Origin of the sequence: Thermopolyspora sp. NPDC052614 (assembly GCF_040678635.1) — a bacterium.
Lineage (GTDB): Bacteria > Actinomycetota > Actinomycetes > Streptosporangiales > Streptosporangiaceae > Thermopolyspora.
The window spans coordinates 20,826-41,790 of the sequence record NZ_JBFATZ010000014.1; the positions used below are offsets into that span (position 1 = coordinate 20,826).

A 20,965-nucleotide genomic window follows, 5' to 3' on the forward strand; every position below is an offset into this window, starting at 1 on the left:
CACTTATCCACAGGGCTGTGTATGACGCTCCTCATCCGAAAGGTCGATGCCACTGCGGCTTACAACTACGTATTCTTCGGATATGCAGTCGACGAACGGGCCGGGGGGCCGGGGGTCCAATCCGAGCGATCCGCAGCAGCCCGGACACGACGGGCCCCACCCCGATCCAGAGCACTCCTCCCGCGATCCGCAGCGTCCCTCTTCTGCATATCCCGATTCGCCGGACCGAAGTACGCCCTCGCCACCGCCCATCGGCCCCACCGTGCCCGTCAGGCCCAAACGACCGGCCCCGGACATCTACCCTCCGCCGCCGCCCCCGGCTCCGGAGATCAAGGACCACTTCGCGCCGCGTCACCCCCCGGCGCCGCGCCCTCCGACGCCGCGTCCCCCGGCTCCGCGCCCGCCGCGGCCGAATAACCCGCGTTACTATCCGGGGCCGCACCAGCACGGCCCTCAGCCTCCGCCGCCTCCGGCCGCCCAACCGTCGTCGGGCGCGAGCATCCTGTGGGCCCTGACCCCGCTGTTCACCTGCGGCTTCGGCACCCCGTTCACGATGGCGTACGGCGCGGCGCGGCTGAAGAGCCGCGGCCTGGCCCTGGCCGCCGTCATCTACGGCCTGGGGCTGCTGGTCTTCTGGTTCGGCGTCGGCCTCGACGCCCCCGAGGTGCTCCGGCCGCTCATGGCCCTCGCCTACATGGGCAACTGGCTGGGCGGCACCGTGCACTCGTTCATGATCCACCGTAAGGTCTTCGGCCTGCCCGGCTCCGAGGCCCCGATGACCGCGAACGAGCGCGCCATCGCCCTGGCGCAGCATCGCAGGAACCTCCGCAAGGAGGCCCGCGAACTCGCCGCCGGCGACCCGGCGCTCGCCAAGGAGCTGCGCATCGGTCGTCCCGACCTTCCCCGCCAGTACGACGACGGCGGCCTGGTGGACGTGAATCACGCCCCGGTCGAGGTCATCGCCACCCTGCCGGGCATGACCCGCGAACTGGCGCAGAAGATCGTCGACGTCCGCGAGACCGTGGAGGCGTTCATCTCCGCCGAGGAGCTCTCCGCCACGGTCGGCCTCCCCCCGCAGCTCACCGCCGACCTCGCGGAGTACACCATCTACCTGAACTGACATCCGCCCGAGCCGACTACCTACACGGCGCTGCATGGCACTACATGGCACGGCGCCGCGCCCCGCAGCGGTTCTCCCGCTCGGGCCGCGGCGCCGCCGCACGTTCTCCCCGCTCTTTTTCCCGGCTGTCCGCCTCGGTCAGCGTGCGCAGATGGCGAACACGCTGATGCCGACGTCGTTGTAGCCGGGCTGCCGCCCGATGCCGATCCACCCCCGCTGGTCGTCGGTGGGGAAGGAGCCGACGAGGATGGCGTTGACGCCGCGGGCCTCCGCCCCTCCGCCGACGACCTTCATTCCGGTCGGGCAGTGGACCGTACGACGCTGGAAGTTGGGCACATTCGCGTTCGGCAGGGTGACGAGCACGAAGTCGGTGGTCGGGCGGGGCGCCTGCCCGGCCGATGGGATGGTCTCCGTGGCGGAGGCCGCGCTCGCAGGCACGACGGAGGTAAGACACGCGGTGACGACCGTGGCGGCGACCGCCGCGATCCGAACTGGCTGCATGGGTGACTCCTCAGAGTGTCTGCTTGAAATCGCTTCATTCGCGGCAGCACACACGAATTCGTGCCATGTGCGCTGGAAGCGCTCCGCGTCCTCACGGAGAGTATCAAAGCAATCACTCTGTGACACTTACCTCCACCCTGCGGCGCGTGCCCCGTCCCTGCGCTCGGGCGCTCAGCCGATGGCGATCTTGACGACGCCGGTGAGGGCGAGTTGCACCAAAGCCAGCGGGACCAGAGTCGTCCAGGCGAGGCGCTGCAACTGATCCTCGCGCAGCCGCGGATAGCTGACGCGGACCCAGATGACGACGAAGGCCAATATGAAGACCTTCAGGAGGGTCCAGAGGGGGCCAAGCCCGTCGGAGAGGAACGGCCCTTTCCATCCCCCCAGGAAGAGCACGGTGGTCAGGGCGGAGAGCACGACGATCCCGGCGTACTCGGCGAGCATGAACAGGGCGAAGCGCATGCCGGCGTACTCGGTCATCGGCCCCATGATGATCTCGGAGTCGGCGATGGGCATGTCGAAGGGCGGGCGGCGCAGTTCCGCGAGGCCGGCGACGAAGAAGACGACGCCGCCGATCAACTGCCAGGGCAGCCACCACCACTGCCAGGCCTCGACGATCCCCGGCAGGGAGAGCGTGCCGGCGGCCATGGCCACGCTGGAGGCGGCGAGGACCAGGGGCAGCTCGTACGACATGAGCTGGGCGGCGGCGCGCATGCCGCCCAGGGCCGAGTACTTGTTGGCCGACGCCCAGCCCGCCATGATCGCGCCCAGCACGCCGATGCCCATCACCGCGAGCACGAAGAACAGGCCCGCGTCGAGGTCGACGCCGAGCAGGCCGGGGCCGATCGGGATCACGACCAGCACCACCAGGTACGGCACGAGCGCGACGGCGGGCGCGAGGCCGAACACCCGGCGGTCGGCGGCGGCCGGGATCACGTCCTCCTTCTGTGCGAACTTCACCCCGTCGGCGATCAGCTGCGCCCAGCCGTGGAAGCCGCCGGCGTACATGGGCCCGAGCCGCGACTGCATGTGCGCCATGACCTTGTGCTCGGTCTGCCCCACCACCAGCGGCAGCACCAGGAACGCGACCACGATGACGCCCAGCCGGATCGCGATGTCGAGCGCCTCAGCCATCGGCTCTCCCTCAGTCGGGCGGCACCACCCCGGTCGGATGCGCCGTGCGGTACCGCGTGGCCTCAGCCATCGGTCCTCCCCCAGTCGGCCGGTACGCCGGGGGGCAGCATCTTGCGGCGGCTCGGGGCGCCGTGGCCGGACTCGCCGGGTTCCTTCGCGCCCGGCCAGGCCTTGGCGACGCGGGCGGCGAGGATGAAGTCCTTGCGCAGCGGGTGTCCCTCGAAGCCGTCGGGCAGCAGCAGGGGCCGCAGGTCGGGGTGGCCGTCGAAGACGACGCCGAACATCTCGTGCGTCTCGCGCTCGTGCCAGTTCGCGCCCCGGTAGACGCCGGTGACGCTGGGCAGGCGGGGGTCGGCGCGGGCGACGCGGGTGCGCAGCAGCAGGTGCCGGTGGGTCTTGACGTCGTACACGTGCGCGACCACCCCGATGCGGTCGGGCGGGTCGTCCACGCCGGTCAGCCAGTCGAAGAACTCCATGCCCAGGCCGTCGCGGGCGAAGGCGACGAGGTCGGCCCACGACTCGGACGCGACGTCGACGGTGACCTCGCCGAAGGACTCGGTCACCTCGGCCCCCTCGCCGTACCGGTCGGCGACCGCGGCGCGCAGATCGACGGACGTCCGCTCAACGCTCATCCGGCGCTCCCCGGTACCGCTCGCCCAGGCTCTCCTCGGCGATCTTCTCCTGCAGTTTGGTGATGCCGTACAGCAGGGCCTCGGGCCGCGGCGGGCATCCGGGGACGTACACGTCGACCGGGATGATCTGGTCCACGCCCTTGGTCACGCAGTAGGAGTCCCAGTACGGCCCGCCGGAGTTGGAGCAGGCCCCGAAGGAGATCACGTACTTGGGGTCGGGCATCTGCTCGTACAGGCGCTTCACGGCGGGGGCCATCTTGTCGGTGACCGTGCCGGAGACCACCATCAGGTCGGCTTGCCGCGGCCCGTTGGCGAACGGGATCACCCCGAACCGGATGAAGTCATGCCTGCTCATCGACGTGGCGATGAACTCGATCGCGCAGCAGGCCAGGCCGAAGTTGAAGACCCACAGGGAGTAGCGCCGCCCCCAGTTGAGGATGAAGCGCATCGGCTTGGGCGCCAGCTTCGAGGCCGGGCCCACCGTGGGCATCGGCAGATCGGTCGCCGCCATGTGCCGGCCCTCCTCTCGTCGGCTCTCCCTATTCTCCGGCCCCTATTCTCCGGCCACCGCGTCGTGCCCCGGTCCACGCCGCCGCGTCCGGGCCGGTTCGCCGCCCGCCGTCAGGTCCATGTGAGCACGCCCTTGCGCCAGGCGTACACGATGCCGAGCGCGATGATCCCGAGGAACACGAACATCTCCACCAGCGTGGCCATCCCGAACCCGGGCGCGGCGAAGATCGTCGCCCACGGGAACAGGAACACCGCGTCCACGGCGAAGACCACGTACAGGTAGGTGAAGACGTAGTAGCGCACCTGGCTCTGCGCCCATCCCTCCCCAACGGGATCGACGCCGCACTCGTAGGTGAGCAGCTTCTCGGGCGTCGGGCGGGCGGGCCGCAGCATGCGGTTCGCGGTCAGCGCGCCTGCGAAGATCGCGATCCCGATGACGAGCAGCACCGCGACGACCGCGTAGGAGCCGAAGTATCCGTCCATGCAGCCACTCCCTGCCGGGGGCGCGAGCGTCCCTCCGATCGTAACCCCGCCGGGGCGCGTCACCCAGCGGTTACCCACGGCAGCCAAAGGCCGATCACCGATCAGGTAAAGCACCCATAAATAGGCCGAAATCCCCCCTAATGTTGCTGCCGTGTCCACATGGCGATCTCTCGGGGGTATCGCATCGCTCGTCCTGCTGCTCACGGCGTGCGACGCGTCGGTGCTCCCCGCCGCCGGGGACGGCATCGTGGTGCCGTCCCAGCCTACGGTGTTCGACTTCGTCGATCCCGCGCGCATCCCCGGCCTCGGCGTCGAGACGATCGCCATGGACTCCCCGTACGTCCACGTCAGCTACCCCACGCTGGCGGACGCGCCGGCCCTCGACCGCGGCCTGCGCGCCTGGCTGTCCCGCGAGGTCCGCGAGCACGTCGCGGCCGTGCCGAAGGGCTCCACCGCGACCGAGTTCAACGTCGACTGGCGACTGACCGCCGCCTCCGGCGACATCGTGGGGGTACGGCTCCGCATGGGCGAGTTCGCCGCGGACGGCTGGGCCAACGGCTTTCGCACCCTCTGGTACGACCGCGCCGACGGCCGCCTCCACCCGTCCGCAGACCTGGTGAAACCGGACGCCGTCGCCGCACTGGCCACCACCGTCCGGCGGCTCGCCACGGCCGACCGCGTGGGCATCGCCGCCGACCTGATCGAGGCGGATCCCGACGTATTCGACTCGTTGAACTTCAACCGCCGCGGCGACCTGGTCGTGGAACTCGACGACAGCCGGATCGTTCCCGCCTCCATGGGTCGGGCGGCGATCGCCGTCCCGGCGGCCGACGCCGCCCCGCTCCTGTCGGACCTCGGCAGAAGGATCCAGGCCACGGTCAGGGCCGCCGCCCCCCAGGCGACGGTCCCGTACCCGCAGGCGCGATCGCCCATGCAGACGGACCTGGAAGCGACAGGGCCGGAACCGACGGGCCAAGCGACCGGCGCAGAGCAGACCGGCGCAGAGCAGCCCGCGCCGGGGCAGGAGACCTCGGGCCCGGCCGCGTCGGCCTCGCACGGCCCCGGCGGCGTGGACGAGGCGGGCGAGACGAGCGGCCCGCCCACCGACTGCACGAAGGTCAAGTGCGTCGCGCTGACGTTCGACGACGGCCCCGGCCCGTACACGGCCGAGATCCTCAAGATCATGAAGAGGCACCGGGCCTGCGGGACGTTCTTCGCCGTCGGCATCAACGCGGCGGCGCAGCCCGATCTGGTCAGGCGCGTCGGCGACGGCTGCGGGCTGCTCGCCGCCCACACCTGGTCGCACCGGAACCTGACCACGCTGCCGCAAAGCAAGATCGCCGACCAGATCGAGCGCGGCCGGTACGCCGTCGCCTCCGCCACCGGGAGGAGCCCCACGCTGCTGCTTCCGCCGTACGGAGACGAGGATGCGCAGGTGGATGCGGTCGCCCGCGAACTGGGCGTGACGGTCGTGCGGGCCGATGTGAACGCCGGGGACGGCGACGACCCCGCCGCCATGGCCGCATCGGTGATCGCCCGCGTGAGCCGCAACGCCATCGTGCTCATGCACGAGACCCGGGCGACCGTCAAAGCGCTCCCGCGCATCCTTAACGACCTCGACCGGCGAGGCTACGCGGTTGTCACCGTCCCCGATCTGGGGATATAGGCAGGCCCGCGTCCAGGAGGCGCGGCCCGAGCCCAGGAGGGAGCCCGAGATCAGGAGGCGTCCCGGACGACCGGCAAGGGCGGCGGTACGAGCGCCGACAAGCACCACGGCAAGCGGTTCCGCCCCGTCTCTGGCAGCCTCTTCACCCGCGTGAAGGCGAAGCACCGGCGCTGAGACGCGCCGAACCGGCTCCCCCGGCGGTTCGGCCGTACGACGACGAGACTCCGGCCATCCGGACGCCCCCGTCCCGATCGCCGGAGTCTCCCTCTTCTCCCGCTCCCCGCGCCCTCTCGCGTCCCTGCCCAGGAGTCCTCGGCCGCCACGATCACACTGGCTCACTTCGGGGCTCACTTCGGGGCTCACTTCGGGGCTCACTTCGGGGCTCACGTCGGGGGTCACGTCGGTGCGAACGCGGACGTGACCTGTACCGGACACATACCGGGGCGGGCCGGGTCGCGCGGGGCCGGGAACGTATCATTGGCGATCGTGACGAAGAATGTGCTGTTCGCTCGCCTGCACGTTGACCTTGGCCGGTTGGCGGCGGCGCTCTGTCGTCCTGATCTCCCCCGGGTCTGACGCCGCCATCAGCGGCGATCGCCCTCTGATCCCGAATGGGTTCCATCGCGTAACCCATTAGGCGGGCCGCGCCGGTCACCACCACGCGAGCCCGGCCTGAAGCGCACCCCGAATGGCCGTGTTACCTAGGCCACATCCAGACGGTGCGCAAAGGAATACGTGTGTTCCGAAAGCGACTTAGCATGTTAGTTGACAAGCGCGTCACGACCCTTGATGTTCGGGCGCGCAGCGGGAGGACTGAGCTGTGACGCAGCGCAGCGGGGCGACCACAGCGCCCGGCACCCTGGTCGCGGGATCGGCCAAGGAGAATTCGTGATCGAGATCGAGCCCATCGACAGGCACGACGGCACCCTGGTCTCAGGGCCGGCGGGGGAGGCCCGATGACCAAGCAGGTTCAGCAACTGGAACGCGTCATCATCCGCTTCGCGGGTGACTCCGGCGACGGCATGCAGCTCACCGGCGACCGCTTCACGGCCGAGACCGCCGAGTTCGGCAACGACATCTCGACCCTGCCCAACTTCCCGGCCGAGATCCGCGCCCCCGCCGGCACCCTGCCCGGCGTGTCGAGCTTCCAGCTCCACTTCGCCGACCACGACATCCTCACCCCCGGCGACGCCCCGAACGTCCTGGTCGCGATGAACCCGGCCGCCCTCAAGGCGAACCTGGGCGACCTGCCGCGCGGCGCCGACATCATCGTCAACACCGACGAGTTCACCAAGCGCAACCTGCAGAAGGTCGGCTACGACGTCAGCCCCCTCGATGACGGCTCGCTGGAGCCGTGGCGGGTGCACGCGGTGCCGCTGACCTCGCTGACGGTCAAGGCGCTCGAAGACTTCGACATCTCCAAGAAGGACGCCGAGCGGGCCAAGAACATGTTCGCCCTCGGCCTGCTGTCGTGGCTGTACCACCGGCCGACCGAGGCGACGATCCAGTTCCTGGAGAACAAGTTCGCCAAGAAGCCCGACATCGCCAAGGCGAACATCGCGGCCTTCCAGGCGGGCTGGAACTACGGCGAGACCACCGAGTCCTTCTCGGTGTCGTACGAGGTCAAGCCGGCCCGGCTCGCCCCCGGCACGTACCGGAACATCTCCGGCAACCAGGCGCTGGCGTACGGGCTGATCGCGGCCTCGGTGCAGTCGGGGCTGCCGCTGTTCCTCGGCTCCTACCCGATCACCCCGGCCTCGGACATCCTGCACGAGCTGTCCAAGCACAAGAACTTCGGGGTGCGCACCTTCCAGGCCGAGGACGAGATCGCCGGCGTCGGCGCGGCGCTGGGCGCGGCGTTCGGCGGGTCGCTCGGCGTCACCACCACCTCGGGGCCGGGCGTGGCGCTGAAGGCCGAGACCATCGGCCTCGCCGTCACCACCGAGCTGCCGCTGATCATCGTGGACGTGCAGCGGGCCGGGCCGTCCACCGGCATGCCGACCAAGACCGAGCAGACCGACCTGCTGATGGCGATGTTCGGCCGCAACGGCGAGTCGCCGGTGCCGATCATCGCGCCGTCGACGCCGTCGGACTGCTTCCACGCGGCCATCGAGGCGGCGCGCATCGCGCTGAAGTACCGCACGCCGGTGATGCTGCTGTCGGACGGGTACCTCGCCAACGGCTCCGAGCCGTGGCGCCTGCCGGAGATGTCCGAACTGCCGGACATCTCCACCACATTCGCCACCGCGCCCAACGGCGAGGACGGCACATTCCTGCCGTACAAGCGCGATCCGGAGACGCTCGCCCGCCCGTGGGCGGTGCCGGGCACGGCGGGTCTGGAGCACCGCATCGGCGGCATCGAGAAGGCCGACGGCACGGGCAACATCTCCTACGACCCGAACAACCACGACCTGATGGTGCGGCTGCGTCAGGCCAAGGTGGACGGCATCGACGTCCCCGACCTGGAGGTCGACGACCCCAGCGGCGACGCCCGGGTGCTGGTGCTCGGCTGGGGCTCCACCTACGGCCCGATCGCGGCGGCGGTCCGCCGGGTCCGCAACGCGGGCGGCAAGGTCGCCCAGGCCCACCTGCGTCACCTCAACCCGCTGCCCGCCAACACGGGCGAGGTGCTGAAGTCCTACGACAAGGTGCTGCTCCCGGAGATCAACCTCGGGCAGCTCGCGCTGCTGCTGCGGGCGAGGTTCCTCGTGGACATCATCAGCTACAACCGCGTACGCGGTCTGCCCTTCAAGGCCCAGGAGCTGGCCGGAGTGATCCAGGACGTGATCGACAGTGAGTGAGTCCCTCAACGGCAAGGGCCTGCGCCTGGTCCCGAAGACCGATGCCAAGCAGACCCTCAAGGACTTCAAGTCCGACCAGGAGGTGCGCTGGTGCCCGGGATGCGGCGACTACGCGATCCTGGCGGCGGTGCAGTCCTTCCTGCCCGAGCTCGGCCTCAAGCGCGAGAACATCGTGTTCATCTCGGGCATCGGCTGCTCCTCGCGGTTCCCGTACTACATGAACACCTACGGCTTCCACTCCATCCATGGCCGCGCGCCGGCGATCGCGACGGGCCTGGCCGCCTCGCGGCCCGACCTGTCGGTGTGGGTGATCACGGGTGACGGCGACTCGCTGTCGATCGGCGGCAACCACCTGATCCACGCGCTGCGCCGCAACATCAACCTGAACATCCTGCTGTTCAACAACCGCATCTACGGCCTGACCAAGGGCCAGTACTCCCCGACGTCGGAGATCGGCAAGATCACCAAGTCGACGCCGATGGGCTCGCTGGACAGGCCGTTCAACCCAATCTCGCTGGCGCTCGGCGCCGAGGCCGGCTTCGTCGCCCGCACGATCGACTCCGACCGCAAGCACCTGCAGTCGGTGCTGCGGGAGGCGGCGGCGCACCGCGGCACCTCGCTGGTGGAGATCTACCAGAACTGCAACATCTTCAACGACAACGCCTTCGAGCAGCTCAAGGACCCGGAGGTCCGCGACGACATCACGCTGCGGCTGGAGCACGGGCAGCCCATCGTCTCGGCCACCAAGGCCGTACGGCGGGGCCCGAACGGCGGCATCGAGGTCGTGGACCGCGCGACGGTGGCCCCGGAGGAGATCCTCGTCCACGACGCGCACAACCCGGACCCGTCGGTGGCGTTCGCGCTGTCCCGCCTGGACGAGCCGGCCTTCGAGCACGTGCCGATCGGCATCTTCCGCTCGGTCGACCGGCCCTCCTACGACGAGCTGCTGAACGAGCAGGTGGACAAGGCCGTCGCCGCCAAGGGCAGGGGCGAGCTGCGCGACCTGCTCCTCGCCGGGGACACCTGGCGCATCAACTGACCACCGCTGACCAACGCCTCCGATACGGTCGCTCCGATACGGTCGCTCCAGATCACGAAAAGCGGAGGTTCCGAAAGCACGGGACCTCCGCTTTCGCGTTCCGCCCGACGTCCCCGCCTCGCGTCACCGCACGCATCAAACCCCACGAGCCCCATATATCGCCGAAATCCCCTAACCCATCCTGCGCCCGTACCGTCCTCCGCCGCGTTTACCGTTCCCCCTTACGGTTTTCGCCAGATATCCCAACACGCGGCCCCTCGTTCGGCTGATATGCGATAGTTGCCAGCCTGGTCGTCGCACGAGGAGGTTCGCTTGTCGCAAGCGGCATTCTGGTCCGGTACGCGGGCGCTGGTGACCGGGGCCACCGGGTTCATCGGGGCCCACCTGACGCGACGGCTGCTCGACCTCGGCGCGGTCGTGCACGCGGTCGGCCGCCGCCCCCCGGAGCGGTCCGAGCACGGCGAGGTCTGGCACGCCGCCGACCTCGGCGACCCCGAGGCGTCGCTCGGCCTGATCCGGCGCGTCCGCCCCGACCACGTGTTCCACCTGGCGAGCGAGGTGACCGGCGCGCGGGATCCGGCGGTGGTGCGGGCCACCCTCGACGGCAACCTCGGCGCGGCGATCAACCTGCTGACGGCGGCCACCGAGGTCCCCGTCCGCCGCCTGGTGCTCGCCGGGTCGGTGGAAGAGCCGCGCGAGGGCGACCCCACCCCGTCCTCCCCGTACGCGGCGGCCAAGTGGGCCGCCACCGGCTACGCCCGCATGTTCCGCGACCTGTGGGGGGTGCCGGTGACCGTGCTGCGCGTGGCCATGGTCTACGGGCCGGGCCGGCAGAGCACCGCCCGGCTCGTGCCGCACGTGGCCCTGTCCCTGCTGCGCGGCGAGGACCCGGCGGTGAGCAGCGGCACCCGCCTGGTGGACTGGGTGTACGTGGACGACGTCGTCGAGGCGTTCCTCCTGGCCGCCGAGATCGAGGCGGCGTCCGGCCGGGTACTCGACGTCGGCGGGGGCGGCCAGGTGACGGTGCGGGAGACGGTGGAGTTGCTCGCCCGCCTGGTCGGCGGCACGGCCCGGCCGAGGTTCGGCGCGGTCCCGGACCGGCCGCTGGACCGGCCGCAGGTCTCCGACATCGGGCCCACGGCCGACGTCCTCGGCTGGCGTCCCGCGGTCGGCCTGGAGGAGGGGCTGCGACGCACGGTGGCCTGGTACGCCGAGCACCGATAAGCGTCCACAAATGTGCGGATTATCCATATTACCGGACATTCTTCGCGAAGATCCTCACGCCGATACGCGGACAGACCGGGAACGACCTCGTGAATTCGCCTCTCCGTACGGACACGGTTACGGATTCGCGCTACCGTGTCACCGCGAAAGCCGATATCAATGACGAGTGGAACATTCCACAAGGCTGTGCTCAACCGTCTGTTCGAAATGCCGGATCGGAAACGGGAAGGCTGTTGATGCGTTCGGTGGTCAATCTGACAGTGCACGGCATCGGCCCGCCCGCACGGCCGTTCGACCCCGGGGAGCAGGACACCTGGGTCACCGTCGAGCAGTTCGAGCAGGTGCTGGACGCGGTGACCGGCCGCACGGACGTCCGCCTCACCTTCGACGACGGCAACGCCTCCGACGTCGAGATCGCGCTTCCCCGGCTGCGCGCCCGCGGCCTGACCGCCGAGTTCTTCGTGCTGGCGGGGCTGCTCGGCGAGCCGGGGCGGCTGGACGAGGACGGCGTGCGCGAGCTGGTACGGGCGGGCATGCCGGTCGGCTCGCACGGCTGGGCCCACCGGGACTGGCGGCGCCTCGACCCGGGCCAGACGAGCCAGGAGCTCGGCGACGCGCACCGGTTGCTCACCAAGCTCACCGGGCGGCCGGTGACGCGGGTGGCCATCCCGTTCGGGTCGTACGACCGGCACGTGCTGCGCAGGCTGCGCCTGGCGGGCGTCACCCGGGCCTACACCAGCGACGGCGGGCCCGCGCGGCCGGGCTCCTGGCTGCAGGCGCGCACCAGCCTCCGCCACGACCTCGACGCCGACTGGACGCGCCGCGTCCTCGACGAGCGCCCCTCCCCCATACGGCGTGCCCGAGCGCTGGCCGCCCGCACCGTCAAACGCCTGCGCGGCTGACCGGAGCCAGCCCCGCGTGCACCTCCCGAGCCCCGACGCGAACGAGCGGCCGCAACGCCCCCGGACCTGAGACCACACCCCCAACGGCAGAGGGTCGAAAGAGAGCAACGATGCCCGTGTTCCCCCCGAGGACAGGCACGTGATGGCCGGCGCCCCGCGCACGCCGCCCGGCGTCGCCGTCGTCATCGTCACCTACAACAGCGCCGACGTGCTCCCCGGCTGCCTGGACTCGATCGCCGCCGGCCTGGAGGGCGTACGTCTCGCCGCGGTGGTGGTCGCGGACAACGCCTCCAAGGACGGCTCGGCGGAGATCGCCGAAGGAACGGTCCACCTGCCGATGCGCGTCGTGCGGACCGGCCGCAACGCCGGCTACGCCGCCGCGGTCAACGCCGGGGTCGCGACGCTCGACCTCGACGACATCGACGCCGTCTTCGTCATCAACCCCGACTGCCGGCTGCGCCCCGGGGTGCTCGCCCGGCTCGCGGCGGCGCTGCGCGAGCCCGAGCGGGGCATCGCGGTGCCGAAGCTGGTCAACCCGGACGGGAGCCTCCAGCCCTCGCTGCGGCGCATGCCCACGGTGCGGCGGGCGCTGGCCGAGGCGGTGATCGGCGGCACCCTCGCCGGGCGGCTCGGCCGGCTCGGCGAGCTGGTCACCGACCCGCGCGAGTACGAGCGTCCCGGCTCGGCGGTATGGGCGACCGGCGCGGCGATGCTCGTCGCCACGCGGGTGATCCGCCGGATCGGCGGGTGGGACGAGTCGTTCTTCCTCTACAGCGAGGAGACCGAGTACGCGCTGCGCGCCCGCGACCACGGCTACACGCTGTGGTACGAGCCGGAGGCCGTGGTGGAGCACATCGGCGGCGACTCGGGCGTCAACCCGGCGCTCGCCTCGCTGCTCGTGGTCAACAAGGTGCGGCTGTTCCGGCGGCGGCACGGGCGGGTGCCGTCGGTCGCCTACTACCTCGCGGTCGTCTTCGGCGAGGCGCTGCGCGCGCTCGCGGGGCGCCGCACCGCCAAGGCGTCCGTGGTGGCGCTGGTACGGCCGTCGCGCCGCGTTCGCACGCTCGCCAACTGACCGACGGACCCGGGCCGATCCCAAGGGGACGCCCGACAGGGAGGTGACGATGGGCAGCGCCGCAGAGCGGAGCGGCACCGCCGAGGAAGGATTGTCCCAGGTACCCGATTCGTCCCATGCGACGGGTTCGGCGGGCGCACCCGCGTCCGGCCACGCCCTGCCGGGGCCGGCGGCGACCTGGCGGCGGCTGGGCTTCGACGAGTTGGGGAGCGAGGAGCTCGACGCCTGGCATCGGCTGCGGGACGCCAATCCGATGCTGGACAGCCCCTACTTCCATCCCGGTTTCGCCGCCGCCGTACACGCCTGCGGCATGCCCGTGCAGGTGGTGGTGGCGCGGGATCTCCAGGGTCGGGTGTGCGCGCTGCTGCCGTGCCATCGGGAGCGGTCGCTGCTGCGGCCCGCCGGGTGGCCCGCCGCCGACTTCCAGGGACCGGTGCTCGCGGCGGGGGCGGGGTTCGCGCCGTTGCGGCTGCTTGGGGGCGGGGTGCGGGGCTTCGCGTTCGATCATCTCCTGGCGGGCCACGCGGACTTCGATCCGTGGGTGGAGTCGCGGCGGGCCTCGCCGTACCTGGACGTCTCGGGCGGTCTTGACGGGTATCTCGGGCGGGCCTCGCGCAGCGGCAAGGACAACATGGCGCAGGCGCGGCGGCGCGCGGCCAAGGCCGAGCGGACGTACGGGCCGGTGCGGTTCGTCGCCGAGTCGGTCGACGCGGACGATCTGGCGCGGCTGGTGGAGCTCAAGCGGGGCCAGTACGCGGCGACCGGGGTGAAGGACCACTTCGCCGACCCGCGGCGGCTGGATCTGCTGCACCGGCTGCTGCGCACCAGGGACGCGTCGTTCGGCGGCGTGTTGTCGACGCTGCACGCCGGGCCGCACCTCATCGCCGCACATTTCGGGATCCGCTCGGAAAAGGTGCTGCATTGGTGGTTTCCCAGTTATGACCCCGCGTTCGCCGCCCTCGGCCCCGGGTGGATGCTGCTACGCGAGCTCGTGGCCGCCGCGCCCGCCCTCGGCATCGCGCGCATCGACCTCGGGCGGGGCGACGACGAGTACAAGCGCCGGGCGAAGACCGGCGAGACGCTGGTGAGCCAGGGTCTCGTCACCCGGAATCCGGCACGGCGGGCGCTGCGCAAGGCCCGCGAATCCATGATCGCGGCGGCGAAGTCGTCCGTCCTCGGGCCGCGATTACGCGGCGCCGTGCGCCGGCTTCGCGCCCTCTCCCGGTGAGCGACGGAGGCATCGCATCCATGAGAATCAGTGTGTTCGGGCTCGGGTACGTCGGCTGCGTCTCGGCGGCGTGCCTGGCCGCGCAGGGGCACGAGGTCGTCGGCGTCGACGTCAACCCGACGAAGATCGACCTGATCGGCCGGGGGCGGACGCCGGTGGTCGAGGAGCGCATCGGCGAGCTGATCGCGAAGGCGGTCGCCGACGGCGCGTTACGGGCCACCTCCGACGCCGCCGAGGCGATCGACGCGACCGACGTCTCGCTCGTCTGCGTGGGCACCCCCTCGGCGCGCAACGGCAGCCTGTCCACGACGTACCTGGAGCGGGTGGCCGAGCAGATCGGCCGGGCCCTCGGCAGGCGGGAGCGGCGGGACCGGCACCGGACAAGGCACACGGTCGTGTTCCGCAGCACGATGCTTCCGGGCACCTGCGACGGGCTGCTCGTCCCGATCCTGGAGCGGGCCTCCGGGCTGAGCGCCGGGAGCGGGTTCGGGGTGGCGGTCAACCCCGAGTTCCTGCGCGAGGGCAGCAGCGTGCGCGACTTCTTCGACCCGCCGAAGACCGTCATCGGCGAGTACGACGCCGCCAGCGGCGATGTGGTGGCCGCCCTGTACGAGGGGCTGCCCGGCGAGGTGTTCCGGGTGCCGGTGGCCGTGGCCGAGATGGCGAAATATGCCGACAACGCGTTCCACGCGGTGAAGATCGCGTTCGCCAACGAGCTGGGGGCGATCAGCCGGGCGCTCGGCGTCGACTCGCATCGGATGATGGACGTCTTCCTCGCCGACCGCAAGCTCAACATCAGCCCGGCGTACCTGCGCCCCGGATTCGCCTTCGGCGGCTCCTGCCTGCCCAAGGACCTGCGCGGCCTGGTGTACGCGGCGCGCAGGGCCGATGTGTCGGTGCCGCTGCTCTCGCACGTGCTGCCGTCCAACGAGGAGCACCTGCGGCGCGCGTTCGACCTGATCACGGCGAGCGGACGGCGGAAGATCGGCCTGTTCGGCCTGTCGTTCAAGCCGGGCACCGACGACCTGCGCGAGAGCCCGCTGGTCGAGCTCGCCGAACGCCTGCTCGGCAAGGGCTACAGCCTGCGCATCTACGACGCGGGCGTCTCGCTGTCGCGGCTCATGGGGGCCAACCGCGACTACATCGAAAGTCGGCTCCCCCACCTGGGCGACCTGCTCACGAACTCCGCCGACGCGGTTCTCGACCACGCCGAGGTGTGCGTGGTCGGGTGCGCGGACGCGGCCGTGCTCGCCGCCCTCGACCGCGCGGAGGACCGCGTGATCATCGACCTCGTCCGCCTCCCCGACGCGGAGACGCGCCGGGCGACCCCGGGATATGCAGGCCTTGGCTGGTAAGCCCACCTCCGAAACCACCCCTCACACCACCCCTCACACCACCGCGCAGAGCACCCCTGAGAGCACCCCCAAAGGCACCCCCGAGAGCACCCCTGAAAGCACCGCAGGCAATGGCGGGAAAGGGCGCAAGGCGCTCATCCTCGTCGAGAACCTGTCGGTGCCGTTCGACCGGCGCGTCTGGCAGGAGAGCAAGGCGCTGCGGGACGCCGGATGGGAGGTGCACGTCATCTGCCCCCAGGGGACGAAACGGGACACCGAGCCCGAGGCCGAGATCGACGGGGTGCGCATCCACCGCTATCCGCTGCGGCCCGCGACCGGCGGCCCGCTCGGCTACGTGCGCGAGTACGGCCTGGCGCTGTGGCACACGATGCGGCTCGCCCGCAGGGTGGGGCCGGTGGACGTGGTGCACGCCTGCAATCCGCCGGATCTGCTGTATCTGGTGGCGAAGCGGTTGAAACGGCGCGGCGCGCGGTTCGTGTTCGACCAGCACGATCTCGTCCCCGAGCTTTACCTGTCGCGGTTCGGGCGCGGCGAGGACCTGCTGTACCGGGCGGTGTGCCGGTTGGAGCGGCTCACCTACCGGGCCGCCGACGTGGTGATCGCCACCAACGAGAGCTACCGGCAGGCGGCGCTGCTCCGGGGCGGCAAGGCGCCCGAGGACGTGTTCGTGGTGCGCAGCGCGCCGGCCGTCGAGCGCTTCCACGAGGTGCCCGCCGAGCCGGCGTTGAAGAAGGGCAAGCCGCACCTGCTGTGCTATCTGGGCGTGATGGGGCCGCAGGACGGCGTGGACTACGCGTTGCGGGCGCTGGCGAGGCTGCGTGGGGGGCTGGGCCGTACGGACTGGCACGCGGTGTTCATCGGGGGCGGGGACACCTTCGAGGCGATGGTGGCGCTCGCGCGGGAGCTGGGGCTGGACGACATGGTCGAGTTCACCGGCCGCATTCCGGACGAGGACCTGCTGCGTTACCTGTCCACGGCGGACGTGTGCCTGTCGCCGGACCCGCGCAATCCGCTCAACGACGTGTCCACGATGAACAAGGTCATGGAGTACATGGCGATGGCCCGCCCGATCGTGTCCTTCGAGCTGAAGGAGGCCCGGGTGTCGGCCGGGGAGGCCGCCGTGTACGCCCCGGCGAACGACGAGGACGCGTTCGCGGAGCTGATCGCGCAGTTGCTCGACGATCCGGAGGAGCGCCGGGTGATGGGCGAGATCGGGCGTTCGCGGGTCAGCGGGCCGCTGAGCTGGGAGCACTCGGTGACGGCGCTGCTAGCGGCGTACGAGGCGGCGTACGCCAAGAAGCCCGGGAAGCCTGGGAAGCCCAGGAAGCCCGAGGAGGCCGAGGAGAAGGACGCGGGAAGACCGGCCGGGACGGACGCCGAGGGGTCGGGGGTCAGCGGGCGGGCCGGTGCGTGATCCGGGTGCTCGCGTCCGACCCCCACGCCACCTGACCCCCCTGTTTGCGCGCCCGCAGCCGGGTGAGGGCGCGGTCGAGGAGGAGCACGGCCAGGTAGCAGGCGGCGTCGGGCACGCTCACTTCGCGTCGCCGTACCAGGGAACGCAGGTCGCCCGGCTTCAGCCGTCCCTCGGGGAGGGGCAGGCCGAGCGCGTCGAGCTGCCGGTTGCCCATCCGCACCCGGACGCGGCGCCGCAGGTGCGCGCGGACGGTCCGCGCCGGGCGCACCACCGACCGGGCCTCGGGCACGACGGCCCGCTCGTCCGGGCGGAAGGATCGGTGGATCCAGCCGTCGTCGGAGATCACGTCGGCGGGGATGGGGAACGCCCGCGCGTGCCCCTCCTCGGTGAGCACGTAGACGCCCACCCCGGCGAGCGCCCGGTGCGGCGCGATCAGGCGCTCGTGCACCCGGTGCATGCGGCGGGCGACCGGGCCGACGCCGTCCAGGTCCAGCTCCGGCACGGGGGCGCAGGCGAGCACTCCCGGCCGCGCGCACGCCGCCACGAGGGCGCGGACCGAGTCGGCGTCGAGTTCCACGTCGGCGTCGAGATACACGCGGGGAAACAGCGTGCCGCAGTGCTCGTCGCCGACGCGCAGCGCGTTCGCCTTGCCCGGCGTCGCCGTCTCCACGATGATCACGTCTCCCGCCGTCTCCGCCGAGCCGACGTCCTTCCCCGGCCGTTCGGCCGCGCCGTCCCCTGCGCGCCCCCCTTCGCTCGGCCCACCGTCCGGACAAGCGTCCGCGCTCTCGGGCGCATCCACGTGGGTACGCGGGTCGGACTGTCCGTCGGCCCCGGTACGGGACTCGGCGGCGAAGCGGGCGGCGGTCTGCCGGGCGATCTCGGCGGTGCGGTCGGTGCAGGCGTTGGGGACGACCACGACGCGGAGCTCGCCGGGGGCGGTTCCGGCGAGGAGGCGGTGGAGGGTGCGGCCGATGACGGCCTCCTCGTTGTGGGCGGGCACGACAACGGCGGCGATCGCCTGGGTCACCGGTGCGCCTCCTGGGTGCGAAAAGGTCCTGCCGGTCGTCTCCGCGCCGCCGGTGCCGGAGCGCGGCAACTCGATCCTTTTGTCCCCCGCGTGCCGGTAGCGGCAGTTTCGTCCCTGGTGGCGGGGACGGCGATGCCGTACAGGCGTGGTCTGCCCGCCCGCGCGGCGGTTCGGTCCTCGCCGCCGGGCATCGGACACACTACCGTTCTGCGCCGTGCGTCGTTTCGCTTCCGCCTCGCTTTTCCAGGTTTTCCGCCCACTTCCCTGGGAGCAATTTTTCGCGTTATTTAAGGAGGGATGATGAAAATCGAACGGACGACGCTCGACGGGGTGCTGCTGTTGCTGCCGACGCCGCACCACGACGACCGGGGCCTGTTCACCCGGACCTTCGACGCCGCGATCGGCGAGGAACTGGGATGGGAGCCTTTCGTGCAGGACAGCCAGTCCCGGTCGCGGAAGGGGACGATCCGCGGCATGCACGGGCGCACCGGGCGCGGTGAGGCCAAACTGGTCCGATGCGCGCGGGGCGCGGTGCACGACGTGCTGGTGGACGCGCGGCCGGAGTCGCCGACGTTCGGCCGGCAGCTGTCGGTGCTGCTGGACGACGAGAAGTTCGCCACCCTGTACGTGCCGCCGGGCATGCTGCACGGATTCCAGGCGCTGACCGAGCAGGCCGACGTGTGCTACCGCATCGACCGGGAGCACGACCCGGCCGAGGACGTGTCGGTCCGCTACGACGACCCGGAGCTGGCCATCCACTGGCCGCTGCCGGTCACGGCGATCAGCGAGCGGGACCTGGCCGCCGGCTCCTGGGCGGAGTTGCGCGCCCGCCTCGTCGGCGCCCCGAGCGGGAAGGGCTGACCGGAACCGTCCATGGCCAGACGCACGACCATTACCGCGATCATCGTCGGCGCGGCGCTGGTGACCGCCTGCCAGTCGTCGCCGAGCGACGCCGGCCCCAGTCCCACCCCCAGCGTGGCCACGAGCGCCCCGGCCACGCCGACCCCCGTGGCGGATCACCCCACCCCGGAGACGACCGGCGTGCCGCCGGGCACCAAGCTGAAGCGGCTGAAGTCCAACTACGAGGGCATCTACCGCGTCACCAAGCGGGGCACGGTCCTGGACGGCGTGCACATCGCCAGCGACCTGCTGATCGTCGCCGACGACGTGGTCATCAAGAACAGCCGCATCGACGGCGGGGTGATCGGAGAGTACTCCGGCAAGATCTACTCGTTCACCATCACCGACTCGACCGTCGGCCCGACCAAGGGCTGCCTGACCGCGCCCGGCATCGGAGCGGCCGAGTACACCGCCGAGCGGGTGCACATCCGCGGCCACGGCGACGGCTTCAACGCCTCCGGCGACGACATCGAGATCAGGGACTCCTACGTACGGCTCTGCTCCAATCCCGGCGACCACTCCGACGGCATCCAGACGTACATGACCGGCAAGGGCCTGATCTTCGACCACAACACCATCGACCAGCGCTTCGCCAAGGACATCACCGCCCCCATCTTCATCACCGACGAACAGGCCGAGGACGTCACCGTCACCCGCAACCTCGTCATGGGCGGCACGTACTCCATCCAGGTGCGCAACGTGAAGGGCAAGGCGGTCGTGCGCGACAACCGCCTGGTGGACAGGTCCTGGGTCTACGGTCCCGTGGACTCCGAGTGCGCGACCGTAGAGTGGGCGGGCAACACCCTGGTGACCATCGACGACGACTACCGCATCACCTCGACCGTCGGCCCCCTGCAGTGCGAGGGCTGACGCCACGGGCCCCTGCCGTGCCCGGGGATGTCCGGAGGGGAGGCACGCCGGAGAGGACGACACGCAGGGCCGTGGCGGCCGGAGGCGCGTGCGTCCTGCTCCTGTGCCTGGTGTACGCGCTCGCGGTGTGCACGCGGCGCGGGCAGCTCCTCGAGGACGCGGTGCTCGACGCCTACCTGGCCGTGTCCACCGGCCCCCGCGCCCGGGTCGCGCTGGACGCGCTCGCGCACATCAGCGTGTTCTCGCTGGCGGGGGCGGTCGTCGCGGTCTTCGCGATCGGCATCGTGCGCCGCCGGCCGCTGCTCGCCGTGACCTCGTCGGGACTGATCGTCGCCTCCGTGGTCGTCACGGAGTTCGTCAAGCTCGCGGTGGTGCGTCCGCTGCTGCTGGATTCGGGCGTCCATCGGGAGAACCAGAGCTTCCCCAGCGGCCACACCACGATCGCGATCTCGGTCATGTGCGGCCTGGCGCTCGTCGCGCCGTACCGGGCACGGGTGGCGGCGGTCTTCCTCGGCTCGCTGTGGGGGATCGGCATCGCGGTGGCGACGGTGACCGGCAACTGGCACCGCCCCAGCGACACGATCGGCAGCGAGCTCATCACCCTGGCCTGCACCTGCGCCGCGCTCATCCTGCTGGCCCGGCACGGGCGGGTACGGCAGGCGCCCCCGGCCCCGGGCCGCGTCGGCGGAATACTGTCGGCGGCCCTGTACGCCCTGACGGCCACGGCGGCCCTCGCGATCGCGGCCGTACGCCAGGACATCCTCACCACGGGATGGGCCATCGCGCTGGCCGGGGGCTGCCTCACCGCGCTCGCCCTGCTCGCCCTGCTCGGCACGGCCGACTTCGCGGCCCCGGCCCCGCCGCGGACGTCGCCACCCGCCCCCGCCCGGGCTCCGGCCCACGTGCCATCGGCCGCCGGGCCTCCCGAAAGCGTGGAATCCACCCCTATCAGCGACAGAACGCGGCGGTTGGGCCTCGAGAAAATCCCCGAAGCCGATAGGCGTTTGCGCCTTGACCAGCGATAATCGAGCGGCGGCACATGATCGGTCAGGGCTCGGCACATCGCGATGGACCGGAGGTC

At 71.2% G+C, this 20,965-nt stretch carries 19 protein-coding genes; 13 read left to right on the top strand and 6 right to left on the bottom strand.

The window, feature by feature from the left end; translation table 11 throughout:
- The first annotated feature begins 262 nt into the window (after positions 1-262).
- Positions 263-1,120, top strand: a complete 858-nt coding sequence (locus AB0K60_RS26300; RefSeq protein WP_364060361.1) for a helix-hairpin-helix domain-containing protein — start codon at positions 263-265, stop codon at positions 1,118-1,120.
- 138 nt (positions 1,121-1,258) lie between these two features.
- On the opposite strand, the gene AB0K60_RS26305 is transcribed toward AB0K60_RS26300, so the two are convergent.
- The 5 genes from AB0K60_RS26305 to ndhC all read right to left on the bottom strand — a co-directional run bounded on the left by AB0K60_RS26305 (position 1,259) and on the right by ndhC (position 4,380).
- A complete protein-coding gene (locus AB0K60_RS26305; RefSeq protein WP_364060364.1) occupies positions 1,259-1,621 on the bottom strand; it encodes a hypothetical protein in 363 nt (120 codons plus the stop codon).
- Positions 1,622-1,792: 171 nt separating this feature from the next.
- A complete protein-coding gene (nuoH, locus tag AB0K60_RS26310) occupies positions 1,793-2,755 on the bottom strand; it encodes an NADH-quinone oxidoreductase subunit NuoH (protein ID WP_364060367.1) in 963 nt (320 codons plus the stop codon).
- A 62-nt stretch (positions 2,756-2,817) separates the two neighbouring features.
- On the bottom strand, positions 2,818-3,387 hold the full coding sequence (locus tag AB0K60_RS26315; RefSeq protein WP_364060370.1) for an NADH-quinone oxidoreductase subunit C: 570 nt from the start codon (positions 3,385-3,387) through the stop codon (positions 2,818-2,820).
- Positions 3,377-3,835, bottom strand: a complete 459-nt coding sequence (locus AB0K60_RS26320; RefSeq protein ID WP_364060851.1) for an NADH-quinone oxidoreductase subunit B family protein — start codon at positions 3,833-3,835, stop codon at positions 3,377-3,379. The genes AB0K60_RS26315 and AB0K60_RS26320 overlap by 11 nt, the downstream gene beginning before the upstream one ends.
- Before the next feature lie 173 nt (positions 3,836-4,008).
- Positions 4,009-4,380 carry an NADH-quinone oxidoreductase subunit A gene (gene ndhC, locus AB0K60_RS26325; protein ID WP_364060373.1) on the bottom strand — a complete coding sequence of 124 codons (372 nt, stop codon included), beginning with the start codon at positions 4,378-4,380 and terminating at the stop codon, positions 4,009-4,011.
- Positions 4,381-4,531: 151 nt separating this feature from the next.
- Between ndhC and AB0K60_RS26330 the strand changes: the two genes are divergently transcribed.
- From AB0K60_RS26330 to AB0K60_RS26370, 9 genes are all read left to right on the top strand, one after another.
- Positions 4,532-6,046 carry a polysaccharide deacetylase family protein gene (locus AB0K60_RS26330; protein ID WP_364060376.1) on the top strand — a complete coding sequence of 505 codons (1,515 nt, stop codon included), beginning with the start codon at positions 4,532-4,534 and terminating at the stop codon, positions 6,044-6,046.
- Between the two features lie 956 nt (positions 6,047-7,002).
- Complete coding sequence (locus AB0K60_RS26335; RefSeq protein ID WP_364060379.1) at positions 7,003-8,847, top strand: 2-oxoacid:acceptor oxidoreductase subunit alpha; 1,845 nt, start codon at positions 7,003-7,005, stop codon at positions 8,845-8,847.
- Positions 8,840-9,886, top strand: coding sequence for a 2-oxoacid:ferredoxin oxidoreductase subunit beta (locus AB0K60_RS26340; protein WP_364060382.1), 1,047 nt, complete (start codon positions 8,840-8,842; stop codon positions 9,884-9,886). The genes AB0K60_RS26335 and AB0K60_RS26340 overlap by 8 nt, the downstream gene beginning before the upstream one ends.
- Positions 9,887-10,198: 312 nt before the next feature.
- Complete coding sequence (locus tag AB0K60_RS26345; RefSeq protein WP_364060385.1) at positions 10,199-11,110, top strand: NAD-dependent epimerase/dehydratase family protein; 912 nt, start codon at positions 10,199-10,201, stop codon at positions 11,108-11,110.
- 236 nt (positions 11,111-11,346) lie between these two features.
- Positions 11,347-12,012 (top strand): polysaccharide deacetylase family protein, encoded by a 666-nt coding sequence (locus tag AB0K60_RS26350; RefSeq protein WP_364060388.1) that lies wholly within the window; start codon positions 11,347-11,349, stop codon positions 12,010-12,012.
- A 142-nt stretch (positions 12,013-12,154) separates the two neighbouring features.
- The gene (locus tag AB0K60_RS26355) at positions 12,155-13,087 is read left to right on the top strand and encodes a glycosyltransferase family 2 protein (RefSeq protein ID WP_364060391.1); all 933 of its coding nucleotides are present in this window, start codon (positions 12,155-12,157) and stop codon (positions 13,085-13,087) included.
- Between the two features lie 49 nt (positions 13,088-13,136).
- Positions 13,137-14,315, top strand: coding sequence for a GNAT family N-acetyltransferase (locus tag AB0K60_RS26360; RefSeq protein WP_364060394.1), 1,179 nt, complete (start codon positions 13,137-13,139; stop codon positions 14,313-14,315).
- Positions 14,316-14,335: 20 nt separating this feature from the next.
- Positions 14,336-15,670, top strand: a complete 1,335-nt coding sequence (locus AB0K60_RS26365) for a nucleotide sugar dehydrogenase (RefSeq protein ID WP_364060397.1) — start codon at positions 14,336-14,338, stop codon at positions 15,668-15,670.
- On the top strand, positions 15,660-17,084 hold the full coding sequence (locus AB0K60_RS26370; RefSeq protein WP_364060400.1) for a glycosyltransferase family 4 protein: 1,425 nt from the start codon (positions 15,660-15,662) through the stop codon (positions 17,082-17,084). The genes AB0K60_RS26365 and AB0K60_RS26370 overlap by 11 nt, the downstream gene beginning before the upstream one ends.
- On the opposite strand, the gene AB0K60_RS26375 is transcribed toward AB0K60_RS26370, so the two are convergent.
- On the bottom strand, positions 17,062-18,114 hold the full coding sequence (locus AB0K60_RS26375; RefSeq protein ID WP_364060403.1) for a glycosyltransferase: 1,053 nt from the start codon (positions 18,112-18,114) through the stop codon (positions 17,062-17,064). The genes AB0K60_RS26370 and AB0K60_RS26375 overlap by 23 nt on opposite strands.
- Before the next feature lie 300 nt (positions 18,115-18,414).
- Here AB0K60_RS26375 and AB0K60_RS26380 point away from each other — a divergent pair, with 300 nt between their 5' ends.
- The 3 genes from AB0K60_RS26380 (at position 18,415) to AB0K60_RS26390 (ending at position 20,909) form a co-directional block, all read left to right on the top strand.
- Positions 18,415-18,975 (top strand): dTDP-4-dehydrorhamnose 3,5-epimerase family protein, encoded by a 561-nt coding sequence (locus AB0K60_RS26380; RefSeq protein WP_364060406.1) that lies wholly within the window; start codon positions 18,415-18,417, stop codon positions 18,973-18,975.
- Positions 18,976-18,987: 12 nt separating this feature from the next.
- On the top strand, positions 18,988-19,884 hold the full coding sequence (locus AB0K60_RS26385) for a hypothetical protein (protein WP_364060409.1): 897 nt from the start codon (positions 18,988-18,990) through the stop codon (positions 19,882-19,884).
- 71 nt (positions 19,885-19,955) lie between these two features.
- The gene (locus AB0K60_RS26390) at positions 19,956-20,909 is read left to right on the top strand and encodes a phosphatase PAP2 family protein (protein WP_364060412.1); all 954 of its coding nucleotides are present in this window, start codon (positions 19,956-19,958) and stop codon (positions 20,907-20,909) included.
- Positions 20,910-20,965: the final 56 nt, after the last annotated feature.

Excerpts from the sequence above, each read along its gene's own strand:
- AB0K60_RS26360 (WP_364060394.1), top strand. The coding sequence starts at position 13,137 with ATGGGCAGCGCCGCAGAGCGGAGCGGCACCGCCGAGGAAGGATTGTCC.
- AB0K60_RS26355 (WP_364060391.1), top strand. The coding sequence starts at position 12,155 with ATGGCCGGCGCCCCGCGCACGCCGCCCGGCGTCGCCGTCGTCATCGTC.
- AB0K60_RS26305 (WP_364060364.1), bottom strand. The coding sequence starts at position 1,621 with ATGCAGCCAGTTCGGATCGCGGCGGTCGCCGCCACGGTCGTCACCGCG.
- AB0K60_RS26335 (WP_364060379.1), top strand. The coding sequence starts at position 7,003 with ATGACCAAGCAGGTTCAGCAACTGGAACGCGTCATCATCCGCTTCGCG.
- AB0K60_RS26380 (WP_364060406.1), top strand. The coding sequence starts at position 18,415 with ATGAAAATCGAACGGACGACGCTCGACGGGGTGCTGCTGTTGCTGCCG.
- ndhC (WP_364060373.1), bottom strand. The coding sequence starts at position 4,380 with ATGGACGGATACTTCGGCTCCTACGCGGTCGTCGCGGTGCTGCTCGTC.
- nuoH (WP_364060367.1), bottom strand. The coding sequence starts at position 2,755 with ATGGCTGAGGCGCTCGACATCGCGATCCGGCTGGGCGTCATCGTGGTC.
- AB0K60_RS26365 (WP_364060397.1), top strand. The coding sequence starts at position 14,336 with ATGAGAATCAGTGTGTTCGGGCTCGGGTACGTCGGCTGCGTCTCGGCG.
- AB0K60_RS26350 (WP_364060388.1), top strand. The coding sequence starts at position 11,347 with ATGCGTTCGGTGGTCAATCTGACAGTGCACGGCATCGGCCCGCCCGCA.
- AB0K60_RS26320 (WP_364060851.1), bottom strand. The coding sequence starts at position 3,835 with ATGCGCTTCATCCTCAACTGGGGGCGGCGCTACTCCCTGTGGGTCTTC.
- AB0K60_RS26315 (WP_364060370.1), bottom strand. The coding sequence starts at position 3,387 with ATGAGCGTTGAGCGGACGTCCGTCGATCTGCGCGCCGCGGTCGCCGAC.
- AB0K60_RS26385 (WP_364060409.1), top strand. The coding sequence starts at position 18,988 with ATGGCCAGACGCACGACCATTACCGCGATCATCGTCGGCGCGGCGCTG.